17 protein-coding genes and 1 other annotated feature are annotated in these 18,047 nt (G+C 41.5%); of the genes, 15 read left to right on the top strand and 2 right to left on the bottom strand.

The genetic code is table 11. The annotated features are described in order from the left end of the window. Nucleotides 1-87: 87 nt before the first annotated feature. Nucleotides 88-1,749: an Rqc2 family fibronectin-binding protein gene (locus tag ACESR9_RS09785; protein WP_049516314.1), complete on the bottom strand. Its 1,662-nt coding sequence runs from the start codon at nucleotides 1,747-1,749 to the stop codon at nucleotides 88-90. A 150-nt stretch (nucleotides 1,750-1,899) separates the two neighbouring features. Next, nucleotides 1,900-2,131: a binding site (T-box leader), on the top strand. A gap of 132 nt (nucleotides 2,132-2,263) precedes the next feature. Between ACESR9_RS09785 and trpX the strand changes: the two genes are divergently transcribed. From trpX to ACESR9_RS09750, 7 genes are all read left to right on the top strand, one after another. Next, nucleotides 2,264-3,265 (top strand): tryptophan ABC transporter substrate-binding protein, encoded by a 1,002-nt coding sequence (trpX, locus tag ACESR9_RS09780; RefSeq protein ID WP_373106388.1) that lies wholly within the window; start codon nucleotides 2,264-2,266, stop codon nucleotides 3,263-3,265. 104 nt (nucleotides 3,266-3,369) lie between these two features. Then, a complete protein-coding gene (locus ACESR9_RS09775) occupies nucleotides 3,370-3,807 on the top strand; it encodes a ParB N-terminal domain-containing protein (protein WP_373106387.1) in 438 nt (145 codons plus the stop codon). A 313-nt stretch (nucleotides 3,808-4,120) separates the two neighbouring features. Further along, a complete protein-coding gene (pheS, locus tag ACESR9_RS09770) occupies nucleotides 4,121-5,167 on the top strand; it encodes a phenylalanine--tRNA ligase subunit alpha (protein WP_314653993.1) in 1,047 nt (348 codons plus the stop codon). A gap of 2 nt (nucleotides 5,168-5,169) precedes the next feature. Beyond that, nucleotides 5,170-5,700, top strand: a complete 531-nt coding sequence (locus ACESR9_RS09765; RefSeq protein ID WP_373106386.1) for a GNAT family N-acetyltransferase — start codon at nucleotides 5,170-5,172, stop codon at nucleotides 5,698-5,700. 67 nt (nucleotides 5,701-5,767) lie between these two features. After that, nucleotides 5,768-8,173: a phenylalanine--tRNA ligase subunit beta gene (gene pheT, locus ACESR9_RS09760; RefSeq protein WP_373106385.1), complete on the top strand. Its 2,406-nt coding sequence runs from the start codon at nucleotides 5,768-5,770 to the stop codon at nucleotides 8,171-8,173. Nucleotides 8,174-8,357: 184 nt separating this feature from the next. Then, the gene (locus ACESR9_RS09755) at nucleotides 8,358-9,587 is read left to right on the top strand and encodes a hypothetical protein (RefSeq protein ID WP_229289732.1); all 1,230 of its coding nucleotides are present in this window, start codon (nucleotides 8,358-8,360) and stop codon (nucleotides 9,585-9,587) included. Next, nucleotides 9,574-11,067 (top strand): hypothetical protein, encoded by a 1,494-nt coding sequence (locus ACESR9_RS09750; RefSeq protein WP_049482279.1) that lies wholly within the window; start codon nucleotides 9,574-9,576, stop codon nucleotides 11,065-11,067. The genes ACESR9_RS09755 and ACESR9_RS09750 overlap by 14 nt, the downstream gene beginning before the upstream one ends. A 403-nt stretch (nucleotides 11,068-11,470) precedes the next feature. Here the strand turns inward: ACESR9_RS09750 and ACESR9_RS09745 are convergent, their stop codons facing one another. Next, nucleotides 11,471-11,941 (bottom strand): GNAT family N-acetyltransferase, encoded by a 471-nt coding sequence (locus ACESR9_RS09745; protein ID WP_373106384.1) that lies wholly within the window; start codon nucleotides 11,939-11,941, stop codon nucleotides 11,471-11,473. Nucleotides 11,942-12,176: 235 nt separating this feature from the next. On the opposite strand from ACESR9_RS09745, the gene ACESR9_RS09740 reads away from it, so the two are divergent. The 8 genes from ACESR9_RS09740 (at nucleotide 12,177) to ACESR9_RS09705 (ending at nucleotide 18,045) form a co-directional block, all read left to right on the top strand. After that, nucleotides 12,177-12,485 carry a hypothetical protein gene (locus ACESR9_RS09740; RefSeq protein WP_201037524.1) on the top strand — a complete coding sequence of 103 codons (309 nt, stop codon included), beginning with the start codon at nucleotides 12,177-12,179 and terminating at the stop codon, nucleotides 12,483-12,485. 12 nt (nucleotides 12,486-12,497) lie between these two features. Continuing rightward, a complete protein-coding gene (locus tag ACESR9_RS09735; protein WP_023918610.1) occupies nucleotides 12,498-12,707 on the top strand; it encodes a helix-turn-helix transcriptional regulator in 210 nt (69 codons plus the stop codon). A gap of 2 nt (nucleotides 12,708-12,709) precedes the next feature. Next, nucleotides 12,710-13,507 carry a DUF3169 family protein gene (locus ACESR9_RS09730; protein ID WP_373106383.1) on the top strand — a complete coding sequence of 266 codons (798 nt, stop codon included), beginning with the start codon at nucleotides 12,710-12,712 and terminating at the stop codon, nucleotides 13,505-13,507. 11 nt (nucleotides 13,508-13,518) lie between these two features. Continuing rightward, nucleotides 13,519-14,412, top strand: a complete 894-nt coding sequence (locus ACESR9_RS09725) for an ABC transporter ATP-binding protein (protein WP_373106382.1) — start codon at nucleotides 13,519-13,521, stop codon at nucleotides 14,410-14,412. Further along, nucleotides 14,409-15,623: an ABC transporter permease gene (locus ACESR9_RS09720; RefSeq protein WP_049497987.1), complete on the top strand. Its 1,215-nt coding sequence runs from the start codon at nucleotides 14,409-14,411 to the stop codon at nucleotides 15,621-15,623. The genes ACESR9_RS09725 and ACESR9_RS09720 overlap by 4 nt, the downstream gene beginning before the upstream one ends. A gap of 97 nt (nucleotides 15,624-15,720) precedes the next feature. Beyond that, nucleotides 15,721-16,644, top strand: a complete 924-nt coding sequence (locus ACESR9_RS09715) for an aldo/keto reductase (RefSeq protein ID WP_373106381.1) — start codon at nucleotides 15,721-15,723, stop codon at nucleotides 16,642-16,644. 148 nt (nucleotides 16,645-16,792) lie between these two features. Then, nucleotides 16,793-17,368 (top strand): TetR/AcrR family transcriptional regulator, encoded by a 576-nt coding sequence (locus tag ACESR9_RS09710; protein WP_373106380.1) that lies wholly within the window; start codon nucleotides 16,793-16,795, stop codon nucleotides 17,366-17,368. After that, entirely contained in the window at nucleotides 17,365-18,045 is a 681-nt protein-coding gene (locus tag ACESR9_RS09705; RefSeq protein WP_155169486.1) for an ABC transporter ATP-binding protein, read from the top strand. The genes ACESR9_RS09710 and ACESR9_RS09705 overlap by 4 nt, the downstream gene beginning before the upstream one ends. Nucleotides 18,046-18,047 lie beyond the last annotated feature (2 nt).

The raw sequence follows: 18,047 nt of genomic DNA, 5'->3' as shown, positions 1-18,047 counted from the left end.
GCCCTACTCAACTGTGCGGAGGTGGGACGACGAAATCGAATTCTAACGAATTACCGATTTCTGTCCCACTCTCTTTTATTTTTGAAATCAGTCCGTTAGTTTCATGGCTTTGATTTTTTCTTCTTCTGGGGTGACCCGCAGAGTCTTCTGGCCTGTGTAGGTGACAAAGCCGGGCTTTCCACCAGTTGGTTTATTGAGTTTCTTAGCTTCGATCATATCTACTTGGACCAGGTTTGAGAGACGGGCCTTGGAATAGTAGGCCGCCAACTCTGCAGCGTCGGTCTTCACTTCATCCGATGGATCGAGATTTCCTGTAATGACGACGTGGCTTCCCGGGATATCTTTTGCATGGAACCAGAGTTCATCTTTCTTAGCGATCTTAAAGGTCAGTTCATCGTTTTGCAGATTATTGCGACCCACTAAAATGATAGTCTTTCCATCACTCGCCAGGTATTTCTCAGGTTTTTTCCGTTTATGAATTTTTTCGCGGTTGCGCCGTTTGATAAAGCCGGTCTGGATTAGCTCTTCTCGAATCTCTGCCACCTCAGCCAGGCTCGCTTGAGAAAGGGCTGTTTCAACCGTTTCAAGATAAGAAATGGTTTCCTTGGTTTCTTGAATGAGGATGGTCAAATGTTTGACGGCTTCTTTTAACTTCTGGTAGCGTTTGAAGTAGCGTTGGGCATTTTGATTGGGAGTCAGGGCCTTGTTGAGTTGGATGGTGATCGGTTCATTGGTATAGTAATTATCTAAAACAACCTGGTCTTGGTCGTTTGGTACCTGATGGAGGAAGGTTGTCAGCAATTCTCCTTTTTGGCGGAATTCTTCCGCATTGTCGGTCGCCGCTAACTCAGCTTCTTGTTTGGCTAATTTTTTTCGGTTCTTTTCAAGATCGTTTTCGACCTTGCGGATCAATTCACTGGCCTGTTGTTGCACCCGATCGCGCTCAGCCTTGTCTCGGTAATAGTCATCCAGCAGATCGGAAAGTGTTTCAAAGGTTTGATTGGTCGCATCTGCAAAGGGGATAGCCGAGAAGGATTTGGTCGTTAGGCGAGGCTCAGTTGGAGCTTGGAAAAAGGCACGGAAGGTTTTTAATTTTTCATCCGTCTTAAGTCGCTTGGCTAATTCTTGAGCCGTATCTCGCCCCAAACCTTGGAAACATTTTTGAAGGTTTTTTGGGCTTAACTCTTCCTTGTGAAGAAGGGCAAAAAGGGATTCATCTCCAATTGTAAAAGGATTGACCGCGTCGGTTTTCGGAGGAGCTACATAGGTCGACCCAGGGAGAATGGTCCGGTAGCTATTTTGTGAGAAGCCGACATGTTTAATGGCTTCGATAATTTTATTGCTGGTGCGGTCCAGGAGAATAATATTACTGTGCTTGCCCATGATTTCAATCATGAGGCTGACAGAAATGGCATCTCCAATTTCGTTTTTATTGGAGACACGGATTTCGAGAATCCGGTCGTTTTCCATTTGCTCAATCCCTTCGATGACAGCGCCTTGAAGATATTTGCGCATAACCATAATAAAGGTATTGGGAAAGGCAGGATTTTCAAAGTTGGTCTGGGTCCGTTGAATCCGTCCAAAGACAGAATGGGCTGAGAGCAAGAGTTTTTGATTTTTCCGATTGCCTCGGATTTGGAGCACCAATTCTTGCTCGAAGGGTTGGTTAATTTTTTGAATGCGACCGCTCAAGAGTTCGGCCTTCAATTCTTGCACCATATGGTGTAAAAAAAATCCATCAAAAGACATGGGATTCCTCATCATTCTAGCGTTTATTCTAGTAAATTATATCAAAATTAGAGAGGAAATCCCAGAAAGAAGCTAGGGGCTGTTCAATAGAAAATGCGAACGTTTCCAAAAAAATACTGAAAAAGTATTGACTTTTTTGAAAGAAAACTTTAAAATGTAAGAAATTAGAAAAGTAGTAAATGAAAGTTTCAAGAGAGCCCACGGTTGCTGAGAGTGGGTAGCGGCAGTTTATGAAATTGGACTAATGATGAGATGAATTTGAAACAATAAAAATTCGGTTGGCACACCTTATCGTGCAACTTGTTGCTAGACAAGACAGAGATATGGGGGAGACTATCTTTTTCCCATAAGTGAGGTGGCACCGCGATGACACGTCCTCACATAGCTTTTGCTATGTGTGGGTGTGTTTTTTGTTTTAGATGAGAAGGGAGAAAAGATATGAAGAAACGATGGCGTCGCAGTCTTTAGATGATGGAAAAAAAGAAGAAAATGAAAAATAGAAGAGGTATTAAAAATGAAAAATAAACGTTTAATGGGAATTATTGGTTTGATTGCAGCTGCAGTCATTGGGACAGCGATCTATTCAGCTACAGCAGGTAAAGACAACAAGGCAGCAAGCAGCAATGAAAAGGATAAAGTTGGGGTCTTGCAGTTGGTCAGCCACCCTTCGCTTGATTTGATCTACAAGGGGATTCAAGATGGTTTAGCTGAAGAAGGTTATGACAAGGACAAAGTGGACATTGATTTCCTTAATGCTGAAGGCGACCAAAACAAAGTTGCAACCATGAGTAAACAATTGGTAGACAAGGATAACCAAGTCTTGATTGGAATTGCAACTCCATCTGCTCAAGGTTTGGCTAGTGCAACCAAAGACAAACCAATCGTTATGGGAGCTGTCACTGATCCGGTCGGCGCAAACTTGGTCAAAGATTTGAAAAAACCAGGTGGCAATATCACTGGGGTATCTGACCATAATCCAACTGAGCAACAGTTGAAATTGATCAAAGAGTTGACTCCGAACGTGAAAACAATTGGGATCCTGTACTCAACCAGTGAAGATAACTCAAAATCTCAAGTAGAAGAATTTACAAAATTGGCTGAAAAAGCAGGCTACAAGGTCGTTCCTTATTCTGTTCCTTCTACAAACGAAATCGCTTCCACTGTGTCTGTAATGTCAGGCAAAGTCGATGCCATCTGGGTTCCAATCGACAATACCATCGCTTCAGCCTTCTCAACAGTTGTCGAAGCAAACAAAACAGCTAAAAAACCAATCTTCCCAAGTGCAACAGCCATGGTTGAAGCTGGTGGTCTTGGTTCAGTCGTTGTCGACCAACATGATCTTGGAGTAGCAACTGGTAAAATGGCTGCGAAGATCTTGAAAGGTCAAAAACCTGCAGACACACCTGTTGAAATCTTTAGCCAAGGAAAATCTGTCATCAATATAAAAGTCGCAGATGAATTGGGCATTACTATTCCAGAATCTGTCTTGAAAGATGCTGGACAAGTCATTAAATAAAAACGAAACGAATCACAGAGTGGCAGGAGAATTTGGCTTTGATAGGTCTTTAAATCGTGACCTTTAAAAATATCTACCAGTGCCCACGATCAGCTGTGTTACTCATGATAGAGGAGAAAGAATTGGAAGTCAAGCTAACGGATCTTCATCCGACCCAACTATACTTATCAGAAAAGAAGTTACATGATATCCAGATGCTTGATCAGTCGGTAGAAATCATCAATATGGATCCGATTAGTATTCTTGCAGTTGGCAATCGCTTCTTGATTACAGATGGGCATCACAGGGCTTATCAGGCTTTGTTGGCGGGTCAAGATACGATTTCTGCTGAGTTTGATAGAGATGGTGGCGATGCCTTGTATGCTCTCTATGCGCAAGCTTGCGAGGAAAGAAAGATAGACTCTGTTTTGGATTTAAAAAATCGTATCTTACCTCAAGATGAGTATGAAGCAAAATGGTATAACTGGTGTGATGGTTTTAACCAAGCAGCAACTCTTCTATTGAAAAGGAAAGCAGATGAAGCAGACCAGGCAAATAGATAATGCATCGCGTCCTGTTCCTTATTCTATTGAAATTAGTCTCATCTAACTTGTTTTTTAACTAAAAATCTGATAAACTAGATAGTAATTGAATAGAAATCTGCAAGACTAGTACCTCAAGGGAAGTGCGACAGGGAGAAGAGCCGTGACTGAAAGCTCTTTGCATGAAAGCTGGGTGAATTCACTTGCGCAAGGATTTAGAAATTAAGGTCTGGTTTACAGATAAAAAACGGATGGTACCGCGTGTCAACGCTCCGATTAGGAGAAGGCACGCGGTTTTTTTCTATGTCTGTAGGTGGACCATGATGGAGGAAATATGTCAACGATTGAAGAACAACTAAAAGCGCTTCGAGAAGAAACGCTGGCAGCCTTGAAGCAGATCTCTGCTGAAAATGAAAAAGAGATGCAAGAACTACGGGTCTCTGTTCTTGGGAAAAAAGGATCTCTGACGGAAATTCTTAAAGGGATGAAGGATGTCTCTGCTGAGATGCGTCCGGTTATTGGAAAACACGTCAATGAAGCCCGTGATGTCTTGACGGCTGCCTTTGAAGAAACCGCCAAACTCTTGGAAGAAAAGAAAGTCCAAGCTAAACTAGCGAGCGAAAGCATCGATGTGACCCTTCCAGGTCGTCCAGTTGCTAGTGGTTACCGTCATATTTTGACCCAAACTAGTGAAGAAATCGAAGATATCTTTATCGGGATGGGGTATCAAGTCGTAGACGGCTTTGAAGTGGAGCAAGATTATTATAACTTTGAACGGATGAATCTGCCTAAAGATCACCCAGCGCGGGATATGCAGGATACCTTCTATATCACAGAAGAAATCTTGCTTCGGACCCATACCTCACCTGTACAGGCGCGGGCGATGGATGCGCATGACTTTAGCAAGGGGCCTTTGAAGATGATCTCGCCAGGGCGGGTTTTCCGTCGGGATACGGATGATGCGACCCACAGCCACCAATTCCATCAAATCGAAGGCTTGGTCGTTGGGAAAAGCATTTCTATGGCCGACCTTCAAGGAACGCTTCAATTGATCGTGCAAAAGATGTTTGGTGCAGAACGTCAAATCCGTTTGCGTCCTTCTTACTTCCCATTCACTGAGCCATCGGTTGAAGTGGACGTTTCTTGCTTCAAGTGTGGTGGAGCGGGATGTAACGTATGTAAGAAAACTGGTTGGATTGAAATCATGGGAGCCGGTATGGTTCACCCACGCGTCCTTGAGATGAGTGGGATTGATCCAACAATCTATTCAGGATTTGCCTTTGGACTTGGTCAAGAGCGTGTGGCCATGCTTCGTTACGGAATCAATGATATCCGTGGCTTCTATCAAGGGGATGTTCGCTTCTCAGAACAGTTTAAATAATTATGTTAGTAAAAGTTAAGGCGAAAGAATTTCATATTTTAAGGGAATTAGAGGTGGAAACCTATGGGGATACCTTTGGTCCCTACAACTCTGATGCCGATATGGAAGATTACTACCAGACGGTTTTATCGCTAGAGCAAATCAAAAAGGACCTAGCAGACCCGGAATCAGAGACCTATTTTGTCCTTGATCACCATCAGGAAATTTGTGGTTTCCTCAAGTTTAACTGGGGCAAGGCACAAACGGAGCCAGTAGAGATGGACAATGCTTTTGAAATCCAGCGTATCTATGTCAAAAAAGAACATCATGGCAAGGGCTATGGCAAGGAAATGTTTACCTTTGCCTTAAAAGAGGCTCAAAAACGTGGATTTGACTGGGTCTGGCTGGGTGTTTGGGAACGAAATTTTAAGGCCCAAAACTTTTACAAACAATTCGGATTTGAACGGTTTAGCGAGCACCACTTTATCACAGGGGAAGCTGTGGATACCGACTGGTTGCTACGCAAGCATTTGAAGGAGAATCCGCAAGCTTAATTGTGGGTCCAAATTGAGAGAAAGGAATTGAGAAGATCTCACCTAGTGGGATCTTACGATCAGAATAATGTTAGTATCATATAAATGGTTAAAACAATTGGTGGACGTGGATGTGCCATCAGAAGAGTTGGCTGAAAAAATGTCAACTACAGGGATCGAAGTAGAAGGTGTGGAATCGCCTGCTGCTGGTCTCTCAAAAATTGTCGTCGGAGAAGTTTTGTCTTGTGAAGATGTGCCAGAGACACACCTTCATGTCTGCCAAGTTAATGTGGGGGAAGAAGAAGCCCGTCAAATCGTCTGTGGAGCACCAAATGTGCGAGCAGGTATCAAGGTTATGGTGGCTCTTCCAGGTGCTCGCATCGCAGATAACTACAAGATTAAAAAAGGGAAAATCCGTGGTTTGGAATCCCTCGGGATGATCTGTTCACTTGGTGAATTAGGGATTTCTGACTCTGTTGTACCGAAAGAATTTGCAGATGGGATCCAAATCTTGCCAGAAGATGCTGTCCCAGGAGAAGAAGTCTTCTCTTACCTCGACTTGGATGATGAAATCATCGAGCTTTCTATCACTCCAAACCGTGCAGATGCTCTTTCTATGCGTGGGGTAGCACATGAAGTAGCAGCGATTTATGATAAAGCTGTGAACTTCAAAGACTTTACCTTGACCGAAACAGACCAAGCCGCAGCAGATGCTCTTTCTGTCAGCATTGACACAGACAAGGCTCCTTATTATGCAGCTCGTATCTTGGACAACGTAACCATCGCACCAAGTCCACAATGGTTGCAAAACCTCCTCATGAACGAAGGCATTCGTCCCATTAACAATGTCGTCGACGTGACCAACTATATCTTGCTTTACTTTGGTCAGCCTATGCATGCCTTTGATCTGGATACCTTTGAAGGAAATGACATCCGTGTGCGTGAAGCGCGTGCAGGTGAGAAATTGGTGACCTTGGACGGGGAAGAGCGTGAGTTGGAAACAAGTGACCTCGTGATTACGGTTGCTGACAAAGCAGTAGCCCTTGCCGGTGTCATGGGTGGAGAGGCTACAGAAATCTCTGAAAAGTCTACTCGTGTCGTCCTTGAAGCGGCTGTCTTCAATGGCAAATCGATCCGTAAGACAAGTGGTCGTCTCAACCTACGCTCTGAATCATCTTCTCGCTTTGAAAAAGGGATCAACGTGGCAACCGTTAATGAAGCCCTTGATGCAGCAGCGAGCATGATTGCTGAATTGGCTGGTGCAACCGTGCGTAAGGGCATCGTTTCAGCAGGCCAGTTGGATACTTCAGATGTGGAAGTTTCTTCCACTCTTGCAGATGTGAACCGTGTCCTTGGAACAGAGCTTTCCTACGCAGATGTCGAAGATGTCTTCCGTCGTCTTGGTTTTGGCCTTTCTGGAAATGCAGAAAGCTTCACAGTCAGCGTTCCTCGTCGCCGTTGGGACATCACGATTGAAGCGGACCTCTTTGAAGAAATCGCTCGTATCTATGGCTATGACAAATTACCAGCAACCCTTCCAAAAGATGATGGGACAGCCGGTGAATTGACTGCGACTCAAAAACTCCGTCGTCAAGTTCGGACTATTGCTGAAGGAGCAGGCTTAACTGAAATCATTACTTATGCTTTAACAACTCCTGAAAAAGCCGTTGAATTTGCGACTGCGCCAAGCAATTTAACAGAGCTCATGTGGCCAATGACTGTGGATCGTTCAGTCCTCCGTCAAAATATGATCTCAGGAATCTTGGATACCGTAGCTTATAATGTCGCTCGTAAGAACAAAGATTTGGCTATCTATGAGATCGGAAAAGTTTTCGAGCAAACTGGTAATCCAAAAGAAGAGTTGCCAAATGAAATCAATAGTTTTGCCTTTGCTTTGACGGGCTTAGTTGCTGAAAAGGACTTCCAAACAGCAGCAGTACCAGTTGACTTCTTCTACGCTAAAGGAATCCTTGAAGCCCTTTTTGCTCGCTTGGGTCTTGAAGTGACTTATACAGCAACACAAGAAATCAAGAGTCTCCACCCAGGTCGTACAGCCTTGATCTCACTTGGTGACCAGGTGATTGGGGTATTGGGGCAAGTGCATCCTGTAACAGCTAAGTCTTATGATATCCCAGAAACCTATGTGGCAGAATTGAACTTATCTGCTATTGAAGCAGCTCTTCAACCAGCCGCAGCCTTTGTGGAAATCACCAAATTCCCAGCTGTGAGCCGTGATATCGCCCTTCTCCTCAAAGCAGAAGTGACTCACCAAGAGGTGGTTGATGCCATTCAAGCTGCAGGTGTGAAACGTTTGACAGACATCAAACTCTTTGACGTCTTCTCAGGTGAAAAACTAGGACTTGGCATGAAGTCCATGGCCTACAGCTTGACCTTCCAAAATCCAGAAGATAGCTTGACAGACGAAGAAGTCGCACGCTACATGGAAAAAATCCAAGCTTCACTAGAAGAAAAAGTAAATGCAGAAGTGCGGTAAATCGTAAAAACATGAAACAGTTGAGAATTTCTCAGCTGTTTTTTTGAAATCAAATAATTATAATGATTGTCTATTCTGAGTTTATTATTCTTTAATATATTGACTAAATAATTATTTTATTAGATAATTAGGTTATTAATAATTAGTGTTTCATAATTGGTCACTACTATGAATGGAGTTTATTATGGATTTATTTAATCAAATTGGGAAAATGACATCTGATTTAGCTAATGGTATTGTCAAAGAAACAGGAAAAGTATTAAATGATGCAGGGAAAATTGCAGGAGATGTTACGAATAATATTGCAGGAGTAACGGGTGATGTTGCTAGAAATACAGGAAAATTTGTTGGAGAAGTTTCTAATAATGTTATAAAAACATCTAGTGATGTAGTACAAAATACAGGAAAATTTGTAGGCGAGGTGACTGATAACGTGGTGAAAGTCACAGGTGATGTCGTTACTGAAACAGGAAAGATTGCAGGAAATGTAGTGAATCAAGTCGGAAAATCTGCCAATAATATAAAAGAGCAAGTTAACTCTGTTGATTTATTTAATGATAAATTACGAAGGAAAGCAGTAGATGAGTTTAATCAATCTGTTTCAAAATATGAATTAAAATCAAAAGAGCTAATACATTCATCGAATGAATTGTATAATGTTAGAGAAGAAGCTGTGGAAGTCGTAGGAATTCTTGAGAAGAGAATTAGTGAATTAGCTAACTCTCCGAAAGAATTTAAAACAAATTTGCAAATGATAAAACATGAAATCCATAACTTTCAAGATAAGAAGGACCAGATAAAGAAAGCGGAGTTTGATGCTAAAGCTGCAGGCGGTAGTAGTGCTGCAACTGCATCTCTAAGTGCATTGGGAGTGGCTGTTGCAACATTAGGACCTACTGCAGCTATGGGTATTGCAACTACTTTTGGAGTAGCTTCAACTGGTACAGCAATTTCTAGTTTATCAGGAGCGGCAGCAAGCAATGCAGCTTTAGCATGGCTAGGAGGAGGAGCATTAGCAGCTGGTGGAGGTGGAATGTCAGCAGGTAATGGTTTGCTTGCTCTAGCAGGACCAGTTGGATGGACAATTGCTGGACTAATGTTAACTGCGTCAATTGGAGCAGGTGTGTATGCAAATTTTAAAAATGATGAAGCGATTAAAGAGGCAACTGAACAGAGGAAGAAGGTTGAATTTTTAATTAAAAGCACTCAAAAATCTAATGAAGAAATAAAGAAAATGATAGAATTCACGAAAAAACAGATTTTAGAGTTAAGTGAATTAAATAAAAATTTTACTGGAAATGATTATAGTTTATTTACTGATAATGAAAAGTATTTGGCAGGAATTCTAGTAAATTCAACACTTTCGCTTGCGCAGTTAGTTAATAAGGAAATCGTTATAGATGAAAATAAATAATGAATATATCCTGAATGAAGGGATTGCATATTATATTGATTTTTTAAATCATTTAAGATTGGAAGAATTATCGACCTCTTTAGAAAAAATAATACAAGCCAATAAAGATGAGTTATTAGAATTAGCAAAACATAATTTAAAAGCTAAAATTAGTCTAGACAAAGCTGAAGAAGAGATAAATAAGTTAATCCTTAATAATAGGGGAGGTAGTCGAGGATTACATGGATTCATTGCTGAGTTTGCGGAAGAAGGGGTCACAAATGCTTATAGAGCTTTTGAAGGAATGAGGAAATTAGCAAAAGTTTTAAATGATAATGGTCCAGCAGATTTAAATTTCGGAAAAAATCAAGTACAGATGAAATTTTACGATAATGTTTGTAAAGAATTGAAACAGGCTGCAAATTATCGAAATATGAAAATGATGATTCCGAAAGATCATGTTAAATTGATAAATAAAATTATGAATGGTGATGAATATATTACTTTCAATGGTAACCGACTGACAAAAAACACTATTGATAGAATTAAACTCTTAATAAGTGAAGAAAATAAAGCTAGACATGTGACATCTCATACTAAATGGTTAAATGCATCAAAATTGAATTATAAGGAAGTGCAGACTAAAAGTATTCGAAAAACACTATCTGCTATTAGAAAAGATATTTCAAATAAATCTGCTGAAAGAAGAGAATTAATTAATAACAATACTAATTTAGAGAAAAAAACCGCCTATATAAAATCGTTGCCTAGTTTAAAAGAGGCAAATCGTGCCGCTACAATTTCTTCAATAGTACAGGGAGGATTTAGTCTAAGTTCTAAATTGATACAGAAGTATCAAGAAGGCAAAGATATTTTGACATTCACTGATGAAGATTGGATAGACTGCGGAATGAGTGCAGGAGATGGTATTATGAAAGGTGGTATCTCATCTTATTCTATCTATGGGTTAACAAATGTTTGTGGAATGTCGGCTTCTAGTGCAGGCGCTATTTCGGCTGGAACATTTGGAATTATTCGACTTATACTTGATTATAGGATAGGAAAATTGAATGATGATGACTTTATTAATTTAGCATTATTTAATGCGATTGATGCAACAGGAGCTGCTTTAGGAGCATGTTTAGGGCAAGCGATTATTCCGATTCCTGTGGTAGGACCTGTAATTGGATCTATTGCAACAAGTATTATATTAGATATAGGTAAACAATTTTTGAGTAATCGTGAACGTAAGATGATTGAAGAGTATAACTCAAAAATGCAACATTATCTAAATAAACTAGATTTAAAATATCAAGAAATTTTTAATGAGATAGTTGAAAAGTATAAAAAACTAGGTGAGTTACAGAACTATGCTTTCGATGTTCAAATAAATATTTCCTTAAGACTTGAATATTCAGTTCAATTAGCGAGAGAATTGGATGTTGATGATAGTAATCTTTTACATAATATAAGTGAAATTGATGATTATTTTTTGAGTTAGATTGTTTAATCTAATCATAAAATAGTAAGATTAACAAAGAAATTGTTTGTTTATGTTTGAAAGGTTAGTCAATGATAACTTCCATCAAGTTTTTTGAGGTTTCATGCCCTGCCTTTGATAGTAGTGTAGGGCTCTCCTTTATAGTCATTCCAGAAATGGAGTATTAGGTTGTAGCAACCGATTTTCTTGGCATAGTTGACAGGGAATGAATACAATTGATTGCCAATCTTTTGCCTCGAGCTACTTGATCTACACAAAAGAGGTTTTAATCAGACGAAGAAGTCGCACGCTACATGGAAAAAATCCAAGCATCACTTGAAGAAAAAGTAGACGCAGAAGTGCGGTAACAAATGTGTATAGGAAAAACCGTTGATGAGATGCATCAACGGTTTTTTAATCAGTTTTATAAGATGGTTTCCATGACGGTTTCTTGAGGCTTCATACCCTGTCTTTGGTAGAAGCGAAGAGCTCCCTCGTTGTCATTCCAGACATTAAGAGTCAGGTTGTAGCAGCCGATTTCCTTGGCATAGCTGACAGCGAATTGATAAAGTTGATCACCGATCTTTTGTCCACGCGCTGCTTGATCGACACACAAGTCTTCGATGAAGAGGGTTTTTATCGGATGAAGCACAGGATTGTCAGAGACTTCTTTAATGGTGATGAAGAGATGTCCTAGGATCTGGTCATCCGCATTTTCGTAGACGAAAATCGGTGTCTGCTCTTGCGTCATTAACTTTTTCAATTCTTCTTCACTATATTTTCCGCCACTTTCTTTGAAAATATCGGGACGGGCTTGGTGGTGAACGGAAAGAATTTGTTCTAAGAGACCAAGCAAAGCAGGAATATCTTTTGGTTGAGCTAAACGAATTGACATCTAGATCCTCCTTAGTAGTATTTTCTTCATTATAAAAATTTCTTACAGAGCTTGTCAATGGAAAAAGGATTCTTAAAAGGTGCGTAAATACGGACCTTTTATTTCGTACCTCAAATGACCTTGTCAATCATATTTTTATTTTTGACAAATATTTTTATTTTTTTGACAAATATGCTTGTCAAAAAGAAAAAGAAGTGTTACAATGTTTTTAGTTGAAAGAAGAGGAGGTATTCTTATGGGAGCTATATGGATTCTATTTATCCCTTTTCTGGTTATCATTTATGCAAGCTCAGAAAAGAAGATAAAAAGGTTGAACAAACGCATTAGACGATTAGAAAAACAAGTGAAAGGAAATCAAGACATGTCTAGACTTTTAGAAGAATTGAAAGGCCAAACGGTCACTGTCACAGTAAATGGTTTTGGAACCAAATATGAAATTATGGATATCGATGAAGATTGGGTCAAACTGACTCGTGTGAATAATAAACAACAAAGCGAGACAAAATTAGTTCGCATCGAAGATATTCAAGATGTTCAGCTATAGGAGGCGAAAGCCATGATCTTAAAAAATCGATTGAAAGAGCTGAGGGCGCGTGATGGGCTCAACCAATCCGAGCTAGCCAAGCTAGCTGGAGTCTCGCGCCAGTCTATCAGTCTCTTGGAGCGGGGTGAATACACCCCTTCGGTTATCATTGCCATCACCATCGCCCAGATTTTCAAGGAACCTGTGGAAAATGTCTTTAGTCTAGTGGAGGAAGAGGAATAACAATGAAAAAGCAACAACAAGAACGAACCCCTCGTTACCGTTTTTGGAGAAATGTAGGTATCATTACAGTTTCCGGCTTGATCGGAGGAGTTATCGGATTTTTGACAGAAATGTTTGGATACGAAAAGCCCCTAGAAATCCAATCCTTCTTTAGTAAAGAAGTACTCCTTTTGGGCTCAGCAGTTTTATTCTTAGTCGCATTTATACTCACGATGGTCTTACTGATGTGCGCGAGAAAAGTCCATCAAAAGATGCTCCAAATAGAAGACGATGATGAAGCCTATCACTATGACATTCAAAAGAAAAAACTATATGGCTTAGCGACCATTTTTAAAGGCATCATGATCTTGCCCTACTTTTTATTCGTCATTTTTTATAGTCAATTGGTCGACTTAGATAGACCTGACGCTGGGGACATGGCTTTTATCTTTGGAGACTTTACCATGCTCTATCTCTTTCTTGTCTTGATTGCCCTATTTTTCCTATCGGATATCTTCTTTCGCAAGACCTTCCATCTGATTTATGGAAAACCGATTCCCCGCAATGCTAATGCCAAAGAAGTGCGTGAATTTATGATGAGTATGATGGATGAAGCAGAAAAGCAGATTAGCTACGAGGAAAACTATGAAATTATCATTAAGTTAAGCAATTATATCTTGCCTTTTGCTTTAATTGGAATTTTCTTGATTGGTACCTTTTTCCATACCGATATCTTATTAGCCTTAGTAGTTGTATCACTGATTTATCTCTATATCTTGGTCTCACAATACAAGATTACCAAACGTTATTATAAAGAGTAAAGGAGTCATCCATGTTAGAAATTAGAAATTTAGAAAAAAGCTTTGGGAATAAGCAGGTTCTCTTCGGAGTAGATCTGACAGCTCAACAAGGGCATATCCTTGGCTTAGTTGGGAAAAATGGTGCCGGGAAAACAACTATTTTCCACAGTATCTTGCGCTTTTTGGACTACAGTGGTGAGATTCGTCTAGGTGGTAAAGCGATTACGCAAGAGACCTACAAGGAGATTGGCTATTTGCCTGAAGAACGTAGTCTCATGCCAAAACTCACGATTTTTGAGCAGGTCCGCTATTTGGCTGCCTTAAAAGGAATGAGCACTGCTGAGGTCAAGGAAAAATTACCGACCTGGATGGAAAAACTCCAAGTAAAAGGGAAATTGACCGATAAAATCAAGAGCCTCTCAAAAGGGAACCAACAGAAGGTGCAACTGATCATCACCTTGATCCATGAGCCAAAATTGATCATTTTAGATGAACCCTTTAGCGGATTGGATCCGGTCAATACAGAAGTGCTCAAGCAGGTCATCTTTGAAGAAAAAGAGCGTGGGGCAACCATTATCTTTTCTGACCACGTCATGACCAATGTCGAAGAGTTGTGTGATGATATCCTAATGATCCGTGATGGTTCGGTTGTCCTTTCAGGGCCTGTCCAAGAGGTCCGGAATAGCTATGGCAAGACTCGCCTCTTTGTCTCAAACGACTTTAGCAAAGAAGAGCTAGAAGCTCTGCCACACGTGACCAAGGTCAGCATGACCAAGCAAGGGACTTGGAAGTTGATCTTGGATGATGCATCAGCTGGTCCAGAATTATTTGACCGCTTGACCAAGGGCCACTACATTGCGACCTTTGACCACCAAGCCCCAACTATTGATGAGATCTTTAAACTTGAATCAGGAGTAGAAGTATGAAACAGATGTTTGTCGTAATGAAAGAAACCTATATCAGACAAGTGAAATCATGGAGTTTCCTCTTTATGGTCTTCGGTCCCTTCCTCTTTTTAGGATTGAGCATTGGAATCGGTTATCTGACAGGTTCTTCTACAGATGCCAAAAACCAGGTGGCCTTGGTGACAGAAGTTCCAGCTGTCAAAGAAAGTCTCAAAGGAACTGATGGCTTGACCTTGGACTACAAGGATGAAGCTGCAGCTAAAAAAGCCATCAAGGATGAGAAAGCAGCTGCTTACCTAACGGTCGATGAAAAAGATGGCCAGCTAGAAGCCACTTATGTGGGCGACCAAGCCATGAAAACAGATTTGAAATCGCTTGTCGCTGCGAAATTAAGCCAAGTCCAACAAGGAATCAATCTAGCGCATGCTAATCTAAGCAAAGAGCAACTGACAGCCTTGTCTCAACAGGTTTCTCTCAAAGAAAAAATTGATGAGAAAAAAGAAGGCTTGAAAATGGTGCAAACCATGGTTGCAGGTGCTCTAGGAATGTTGCTTTATATGATTTTGATGTTCTACTCTGGTATCACAGCCCAAGAAGTGGCCAGTGAAAAAGGAACCAAGATCATGGAAGTGGTCTTCTCTAGTATCAAAGCAACCGACTATTTCTTCGCACGCATGCTCGGACTCTTCGGAGTGATTTTTACCCATATTTTTGTCTATGTAGTTGGGCTAGTAGCTGTTTGGATCTTTAGAGCAGATATCCCTGTTGTCAAGGATTTTCTCGCTCCAAACTCTCCAATTACCCAACATCTAGCAGAAGCGATCTCGCTCAATACCGTCTTCTTCATTATCCTTGGGGTCTTTATGTATGTGGTGCTCTCTGCCTTCTTAGGCTCCACAGTAGCACGACCTGAAGATTCAGGAAAAGCGATTTCGCCACTAATGATGTTAGTCCTCTTTAGCTTCTTTGGGGTAACCACCTTGGGAAGTGCCGGTGATGTCTTCTTATTGAAGATCGGTTCCTACATTCCATTCATTTCAACCTTCTTCATGCCTTTCCGTACCATTAATGGCTATGCGACTGGTCTTGAATCTTGGGCTTCATTGGGAATTGCGGTTCTCTTTACCATCGTGGGAACAGTTCTCATCGCCCGTATCTATGCGAGCCTGATCCTTCAGACCGATGACCTCGGACCATGGAAGACCATTAAACGTGCTCTTAGCTATCGCTAATCAGATGAGCTCTCAGTTATTGCTGAGGGCTTTTTGATTGCAAATTGACTTTTGCAAGCCTTTTCAATACAATAGAACTACAGAAAAGGAGGCGGACATGAACTATATTGAGTTTGCTGAAAATGAGCGTCTGTCCACGATTGTCCTTGGGATGATGCGGATCAGTCAGATGAGTGAAGATAAGGTGGAGGCCTTGGTGGAGGCGGCCTTGTCGATTGGGATCAACACCTTTGATCTGGCAGATATCTATGGCGATGGCCAGTGTGAGGTCCTGCTGGGTAAGGTTCTCAAGCGTCGTCCGGATCTTCGGGACCAGATGTGGATCCAGTCCAAGTGCGGGATTCGCAAAGACGGCTTTACCTATTTTGATTTTTCGAAGGACTATATTTTGGACTCTGTCGATGGTATCCTCGAGCGTCTGCAGATCGAGCGCTTAGATAGTCTCCTCCTGCATCGACCGGATGCCCTCATGGAGCCGGAAGAAGTGGCAGCAGCTTTTGATCAGTTGGAGCAAGCGGGCAAGGTTCGTCATTTTGGGGTGTCCAATCAAATCCCCATGATGATGGAATTGCTTAAGACGGCTGTCAAACAACCTCTCAAGGTCAACCAGTTGCAGTTGAGTGCCGCCTTTACACCGAGCTTTGAGGCTGGTTTTCATGTCAATATGGAAGGGCCTAAAGCAGCCGTGCGAGATGGCAGTGTCTTTGAGTATTGCCGCTTAACTGATACGGTGATTCAGGCCTGGTCTGTCCTCCAGTATGGCTATTTCAAGGGGAATTTTGTCGGCAAGGAAGAGTTTGCAGCTCTCAATCATGTCCTCAATGACTTAGCGAAAAAATACCAGGTCACTCCGACAGCCATCGCCCTTGCTTGGGTCCTTCGCTATCCGGGTAAGATGCAGGCTGTCATCGGAACGACCAAGCCCCAGCATGTCCTTGAAGCAGGGAAAGCAGCAACAGTCACTTTGACGCGCAAGGAGTGGTACCAAATCTACTTGGCGGCGGGAAATGATTTGCCTTAGAATAATGGTTATCAAACCAGATTCCACTCTTATCGGTGGTCTGGTTTTTGTTTTGTGGTTTTCAGATTTTTCTTGACAAGTCTTTCTTTTTTATGGTATTCTTTATGCAACAAGTGTTGCGCAACAGATGTTGCGCGAAAGGAGTCTTATGCCACCCAAGGTTAAATTTAGTAAAGAGGCTATGATTGGGACAGCTTTACAATTGGTGAGAGAAGAGGGAATGGTTGGTTTGACAGCTAGAGCATTAGCGGAGAAACTGGGAGCCACACCGAGAGTCATTTTTGGGCAATTTGCCAATATGTCTGAGTTACAAGCAGAGGTTATTGGTGCTGCGGAGATGGTCGTGGTGGAGTATATTCGCAAGGCCTTAGAAGATGAGAAGCCTTTTCGATCTGTCGGGGTTGCTTATATCCTTTTCGCCTCAAAAGAGCCACAACTCTTTCAATTGCTTTTCCAAAATCCTAGCAAAGATCCGATTCGTCGCTTTCAAGATTTTCTTCCCATGAAGGATCATAGTTACCAATTGGTTCTGGATTCGATTGTTGCAGACTATCCTTTGACTGTAGAGGAGGCTGGTCGCTTGTACCAGCATCTATTTATCTACTCGCACGGGATGGCCTCAATGGTTGCTTCTGGTATTTACCAGTTCAGCATGGAAGAAGTGATTGGATTACTGACAGAGGTTTGTCAATCTCTCATCAAAGAAATGGTAGGAAAGAAATGATTCAACTAGAAAATGTGCACAAAAGTTACGGCCAAACCAAGGTTTTAAAAGGGATTGATTTGCAGATTCAAGACCAGGATGATGTGGTGATCCTCGGCCCTTCTGGATCGGGGAAATCAACTCTCTTAAATGTGCTGTCAGGATTAGAAAAGGTAGACGAGGGGCATATCCTCATTCAAGGACAAGATTTATCACAACTCACGGATGCCCAACTGACAGCCTTTAGACGTGAGAAGATTGCTTTTATTTTCCAGCAGTATTATCTATTGCCGAATCTAACGGTTAGACAGAATGTAAAGATGGGAGCTGATCTGGCAAACAATCATGATTTTTTGCAGATCATTGAGGATTTGGGGCTTGGCGATAAGCTGGACAAGTATCCGAGTGAATTGTCTGGTGGAGAACAGCAGAGAGTCTCCATTGCTCGGGCCTTGGCCAAAAAGCCAGAGATTCTTTTCTTAGATGAGCCGACGGGCGCCCTGGATGAAGAAACAGGGCGAAAGATTCTCGACTATATCTGGAAACTGAAGGAAAAGCTGGGCTTTACCCTCGTCATGGTGACGCACAACCAAAATATTGCGGATATGGCCAGAACTATTATCCGTGTCAATAGTGGCAAGATTACAGAAGTTGAGACCAATGATCAACCTCAGACTGCTTATGAGATTGGATGGTAAGC

The organism is Streptococcus parasanguinis (genome assembly GCF_964238605.1).
In the GTDB taxonomy this organism is placed as follows: Bacteria; Bacillota; Bacilli; order Lactobacillales; family Streptococcaceae; genus Streptococcus; species Streptococcus parasanguinis_AJ.
The sequence above is the reverse complement of the archived record's forward strand: the minus strand, read 5'-3'. Positions and strand labels throughout refer to the sequence as shown.

What these genes read in the sequence shown, in the direction of transcription:
- ACESR9_RS09740 (WP_201037524.1), top strand. Translation starts at nt 12,177, where the DNA reads ATGGGAGCTATATGGATTCTATTTATCCCTTTTCTGGTTATCATTTAT.
- ACESR9_RS09720 (WP_049497987.1), top strand. Translation starts at nt 14,409, where the DNA reads ATGAAACAGATGTTTGTCGTAATGAAAGAAACCTATATCAGACAAGTG.
- pheS (WP_314653993.1), top strand. Translation starts at nt 4,121, where the DNA reads ATGTCAACGATTGAAGAACAACTAAAAGCGCTTCGAGAAGAAACGCTG.
- ACESR9_RS09735 (WP_023918610.1), top strand. Translation starts at nt 12,498, where the DNA reads ATGATCTTAAAAAATCGATTGAAAGAGCTGAGGGCGCGTGATGGGCTC.
- ACESR9_RS09710 (WP_373106380.1), top strand. Translation starts at nt 16,793, where the DNA reads ATGCCACCCAAGGTTAAATTTAGTAAAGAGGCTATGATTGGGACAGCT.
- ACESR9_RS09725 (WP_373106382.1), top strand. Translation starts at nt 13,519, where the DNA reads ATGTTAGAAATTAGAAATTTAGAAAAAAGCTTTGGGAATAAGCAGGTT.
- ACESR9_RS09775 (WP_373106387.1), top strand. Translation starts at nt 3,370, where the DNA reads ATGATAGAGGAGAAAGAATTGGAAGTCAAGCTAACGGATCTTCATCCG.
- ACESR9_RS09750 (WP_049482279.1), top strand. Translation starts at nt 9,574, where the DNA reads ATGAAAATAAATAATGAATATATCCTGAATGAAGGGATTGCATATTAT.
- trpX (WP_373106388.1), top strand. Translation starts at nt 2,264, where the DNA reads ATGAAAAATAAACGTTTAATGGGAATTATTGGTTTGATTGCAGCTGCA.
- pheT (WP_373106385.1), top strand. Translation starts at nt 5,768, where the DNA reads ATGTTAGTATCATATAAATGGTTAAAACAATTGGTGGACGTGGATGTG.
- ACESR9_RS09715 (WP_373106381.1), top strand. Translation starts at nt 15,721, where the DNA reads ATGAACTATATTGAGTTTGCTGAAAATGAGCGTCTGTCCACGATTGTC.
- ACESR9_RS09705 (WP_155169486.1), top strand. Translation starts at nt 17,365, where the DNA reads ATGATTCAACTAGAAAATGTGCACAAAAGTTACGGCCAAACCAAGGTT.
- ACESR9_RS09730 (WP_373106383.1), top strand. Translation starts at nt 12,710, where the DNA reads ATGAAAAAGCAACAACAAGAACGAACCCCTCGTTACCGTTTTTGGAGA.
- ACESR9_RS09765 (WP_373106386.1), top strand. Translation starts at nt 5,170, where the DNA reads ATGTTAGTAAAAGTTAAGGCGAAAGAATTTCATATTTTAAGGGAATTA.
- ACESR9_RS09755 (WP_229289732.1), top strand. Translation starts at nt 8,358, where the DNA reads ATGGATTTATTTAATCAAATTGGGAAAATGACATCTGATTTAGCTAAT.
- ACESR9_RS09745 (WP_373106384.1), bottom strand. Translation starts at nt 11,941, where the DNA reads ATGTCAATTCGTTTAGCTCAACCAAAAGATATTCCTGCTTTGCTTGGT.
- ACESR9_RS09785 (WP_049516314.1), bottom strand. Translation starts at nt 1,749, where the DNA reads ATGTCTTTTGATGGATTTTTTTTACACCATATGGTGCAAGAATTGAAG.